This is a genomic window from Mesorhizobium sp. Cs1321R2N1 (assembly GCF_037179725.1).
GTDB classification, from domain to species: Bacteria; Pseudomonadota; Alphaproteobacteria; order Rhizobiales; family Rhizobiaceae; genus Mesorhizobium; species Mesorhizobium salmacidum.
The window spans coordinates 1-4307 of sequence record NZ_JAPYKP010000247.1 but is presented as its reverse complement, the minus strand read 5'-3'; the positions used below and the strand labels follow the sequence as shown (position 1 = coordinate 4307).

Annotated in this window: 4 protein-coding genes; 1 reads left to right on the top strand and 3 read right to left on the bottom strand. The window is 64.6% G+C overall.

Annotated features, from left to right (window positions below; all coding sequences use genetic code 11):
- A partial coding sequence (locus O7A61_RS31260) for a diacylglycerol/lipid kinase family protein (RefSeq protein WP_337133035.1) occupies window positions 1–732 on the top strand: 732 nt, incomplete at its 5' end.
- A 224-nt stretch (window positions 733–956) separates the two neighbouring features.
- On the opposite strand, the gene O7A61_RS31255 is transcribed toward O7A61_RS31260, so the two are convergent.
- The 3 genes from O7A61_RS31255 to O7A61_RS31245 all read right to left on the bottom strand — a co-directional run.
- Window positions 957–1874, bottom strand: a complete 918-nt coding sequence (locus O7A61_RS31255; protein WP_337133034.1) for an NAD(P)-dependent oxidoreductase — start codon at window positions 1872–1874, stop codon at window positions 957–959.
- Entirely contained in the window at window positions 1871–3085 is a 1215-nt protein-coding gene (locus tag O7A61_RS31250) for a mandelate racemase/muconate lactonizing enzyme family protein (protein ID WP_337133033.1), read from the bottom strand. Before O7A61_RS31250 ends, O7A61_RS31255 begins: the two co-directional genes overlap by 4 nt.
- Window positions 3082–4307, bottom strand: a 1226-nt coding sequence (locus O7A61_RS31245; RefSeq protein ID WP_337133031.1) for a GMC family oxidoreductase, incomplete at its 5' end; no start/stop codon positions are given. The genes O7A61_RS31250 and O7A61_RS31245, both read right to left, overlap by 4 nt.

The following is a 4307-nucleotide window of genomic DNA, read 5'->3' as shown; positions in this document are numbered from 1 at the left end:
AGCGAAGTGGCCGACGGCCTGCTGCAGGCCCGCGAGGAGGGCGGCAGGACAACCGAACTCGGCCTGCTGCCGTGCGGCGCCGGCATCGATTTCGCGCGCGGCCTCGGCCTGCCGAAGGAGATCGACGCAACGCTGAAACGGATCGCCGACGCCAAGGCAAGGGCGGTCGATGCCGGCCGCATCTGCTATGTCGACGACCATGGCGCACTGGCCAGCCGCCACTTCATCAACATCGCCAGCCTCGGCCTGTCGGGCTCCACCGACCGCGCCGTCAATGCCGACAAGCGCAAGGGCAGGATGTCGGCCAAGGCGCTGTTCCTGTGGCGCACCGTGGTCGAGTTCGTCCGCTACCGCTTCCAGGACGTACGGATCACCGTCGACGACGGCGACCCGGTCGAGGCGCGCATGGCGCTGGTGGCGGTGGCAAACGGCAAATTCTTCGGCGGCGGCATGATGATCGCGCCCGATGCTGAACTGACCGACGGGCAGTTCGACATCGTCATCCTGCGCGCTGCCGGCAAGCTGAAGCTGATCTGGGATATCAGGCTGCTCTATGGCGGCAGGCACCGCAACCATCCGGCGATCACCATCCTGCGCGGCAGGAAAGTGGTGGTCGAACCGCTCGGCGATGTGGAAAAGAACGGCGCGCTGGTCGACATAGACGGCGAGTCGCCCGGGCGCATACCGGCGACCTTCGAGATCCTGCCTGGTGCGTTGATGGTGAGATATTGAATTAAGGTGTTGCCGGGGTAAGAGCGTCCCAGAGCGTCGTCATCCTCGGTCAAGCCCGAGGATGACGAAGGGGAGGGTGTTCCCGCCAATCGCCGTGGAATGCAATCCGATCGAAACGCTCGCTCGGGAAACCAGTCGAGATGTTGCAGCTCTGATTCAAGTTGTTGCGGCTATGATTCTAGAGTCTTGTCCAACGCATTGATTTCGTTGCTGGCTCATGTTGCTCAAACCTCCAGCTTGGCCGGGAAACCGGGCGCACGAAGGTCGGTGCCGACAGCATCTTCCAGCAGCTTGACGATCTGGGTCGACCAGGCGTCGCCGCCATAGGCAGCCTTGCCCTGCTGAAAAATCGCGTTGACGCGCGATGCCAGATCGAGCGGCACGCCGGATTGTTCGGCCATGGCGAGCGCGAAGCCAAGGTCCTTCAATGCCAGGTCCATGGTGAAGCCGATGTCATAGGAGCCGTTCAGCACCAACTGGCTTTCGGTCTCGTGGACGAAGCTGTTGCCGGAGGAGGCAACGATGGCGTGGTAGCTCTGCGTGAGGTCGAGCCCTCCTTGCTTGGCCAGCATCAGCGCCTCGCCGGCGGCGACCAGATGAATGAAGGCCAGCATGTTGGTGATGACCTTGATCACCGCCGCCGAGCCGATCGGACCCATCAGGAACGACTTCGCGCACATGGCTTCGATCGCCGGGCGGTGTCGCTCGTAGAGGGCCGCATCGCCGCCGACCAGCGCGGTGATCTTTCCAACAGCCGCCAGATGCACGCCGCCGGTGACCGGGCATTCCAAGGTCTCGACGCCGCTGGCCGAGGCGAGGGCGGCGAGCCGAAGAATCTCGTCGCGGCCATTGGTCGACATCTCGATCCATGTGCCGCCCTTGGGCAGGCCAGCGAGCAATCCATTGGCGCCGGCCAGCACCGCTTCGCTGACTTTCGGCGAGGGCAGGCAGGTTACGGCATTGCCGGCCCGCGCGGCGGCCTCGGCCGGGCTGTTGGCGGCCGTGGCGCCAAGCGCGACGAGGCGCTCGACGGCGGCGGGGTCGCGGTCGTGGACCGTCACGGCAAAGCCGTTGCGGATCAGGCTGGCGGCAAGGTTGCCGCCGAGATGGCCAAGGCCGATGAAGGCGTAGCTTTCGCTCACGGCATCAACGGTGTCTGCATCATCTGCAGATGCAGGTCCTTGCCGGTATAGGGATGGGCATCGCAGACCGCCTCGTTGAGCTCCACGCCGAGCCCCGGCTCCTTCGACGGGATGACATTGCCGTCCTGCCATTCGATCTTCTTCTTCAAGAGCGTGGCGTGGAAACCGTCCCACTGTTTCAGCGATTCCAGGATGAGGAAATTCGGCAGCGTCACCGCGAGCTGGATGTTGGCGGCACCGACGATCGGCCCGCAATAGCAATGCGGCGCGACCTGGATGTGATAGGCCTCGGCCATGGCGGCGATCTTCTTGGTCTCCAGAATGCCGCCGGAGCGGCCGAGGTCCGGCTGCAGGATGGTTGCGGCGCGGTTCTCGATGACGCGGGCGAATTCGGATTTCGTCGTCAGCCGCTCGCCGGTGGCGATCGGGATCGAAGTCGCACGCGCCACCTGCGCCATGACTTCGGGCATGTCAGGCGGCACCGGCTCCTCGAACCACAGGGGATCATATGGTTCGATGGCGCGCGCCATGCGCAGCGCGCCCGATGCGGTGAACTGGCCGTGCGTGCCGAACAGGATGTCGGCGCGGGTGCCGACCGCCTCGCGGATCGCCTTGATCATGCGGGTCGAGACATCGATGTCGATGAGGCGCGGCTGGTGGCCGTCGAAGGCGGTGTAGGGGCCGGCCGGGTCGAGCTTGACGGCGTTGAAACCCTGCTCGACATATTCGAGCGCGCAGGCCGCGGCCATCTCCGGATCGTTGTAGACGTTCCTGCCGTCCGGCGCGTCCTCGGAATGCACGCTGCCCGTGTGCGGATAGAGATAGGTGTAGGAGCGCAGCGTCTCGTGCACCTGGCCGCCGAGCAGCTTATAGACCGGCTTGTTGGCCTCCTTGCCCACAATGTCCCAGCAGGCCATTTCGAGTGCGGAAAAACAGCCCATGCCGGAAACGTCGGGGCGCTGGGTGAAGCCGGAGGAATAGGCGCGGCGGAAGAAATTCTCGATGTCGTGCGGATCGCGGCCGACGAGATAGCGCTCGGCCATGTCCTCGATCATCTTCGCCGTGATGTGGGCGGAGAAGGTGGCGTTGTAGGCTTCGCCATAGCCGACCACGCCGCCATCGGTGGTCAGCTTGACGAAGATGAAATACTTGCCGCCGATGCCGGGCGGCGGGTTGCCGACAACCCATGTCTTGACGTCGGTGATCTTCATGTGTGGTCCTCCAGAACCAGTTCGGCGCCCTTCCACCCGGTCATGACCGAGGCGGCGTTGGTGTTGCCGGTGATGTTGTCGGGAAAGATCGAGGCGTCGATGACGCGCAAGCCTTCGAGCCCGTGCACCTTGAGGCGCGGATCGACCACGGATCGCGAGGGGTCGGGGCCCATGCGGCAGGTAGAAACCGGGTGATAGACGGTGCCGGAGCGCTTCCTGAAATCGGTGATCAGGTCGGCGTCGGACTGGATCGACGGGCCGGGCAACACCTCTTCGGCGATAATCTCGGCCATGGCGGGCATCGAGGCGATCTTGCGCACGAATTTCACCGCCGCCAACATCTCGTCGACATCGGCGTTGGTCGAGTAGGCGTTGGCGACGATTTTGGGATAATCCAGCGGATTGCTGGAGCGGATCATGATCTCGCCGCGGCTCGAAGGACGGCAGTTGGAGAGGCCGATGGAGAAGCCCGGCCACGGATCCGGTGTCAGGATCGGCCGCTCGCCGTTCTTCGGGATGAGCGTCGAGAAGGCCTGGAAATAGAGCTGCATGTTGGGCCGGGAAAACGCCGGGTCGGTGCGGAAGAAACCGCCGCCATGGTTCATCGACAGCGACAGCGGGCCGGAGCGGGTCAGGATGTACTGCATGCCGACCAAAAGCTTGCCCCACCAGGGACGCAGGATCTGGTTGAGCGTCGGCAGCTTGCCCTTGAAGGTGTAGTTGATGCCGACATGATCCTGCAGATTGGCGCCGACATTCTCGTTGGCATGCACCACCGGGATGCCCAATCCTTTGAGCAGCGCCGCCGGGCCGACGCCGGAGAGCTGCATGAGCTGTGGCGAGTTGATCGAGCCGGCGGACAGGATGATTTCACGGCCGGCGCGGGCCGTCTTGGTCTCGCCGTTCCGCAGATATTCGACGCCGACGGCGCGCTTGCCTTCGAACAGGATGCGGCTTGCCAGCGCATTGGTCTCGACGCGGACATTGGCGCGCTTCATCGCCGGGCGCAGGAAGGCGCGGGCAGCCGACATGCGACGGCCGTTTTTGGTCGAGATCTGGTAGATGCCGACGCCTTCCTGGGCGGCGCCGTTGAAGTCGGGATTGAGCGGCAGTCCGGCTTGCTGGCCGGCGGCGAGATAGCGCTTGGTCAACGGGTGGACGGCGCTGGCTGTATCGCTGATGTGCAGCGGGCCGCCGGTGCCGCGCCATCGGTCGGCGCCGG

Coding starts and splice junctions, on each gene's coding strand:
- O7A61_RS31250 (WP_337133033.1), bottom strand. CDS start 3,085: ATGAAGATCACCGACGTCAAGACATGGGTTGTCGGCAACCCGCCGCCC.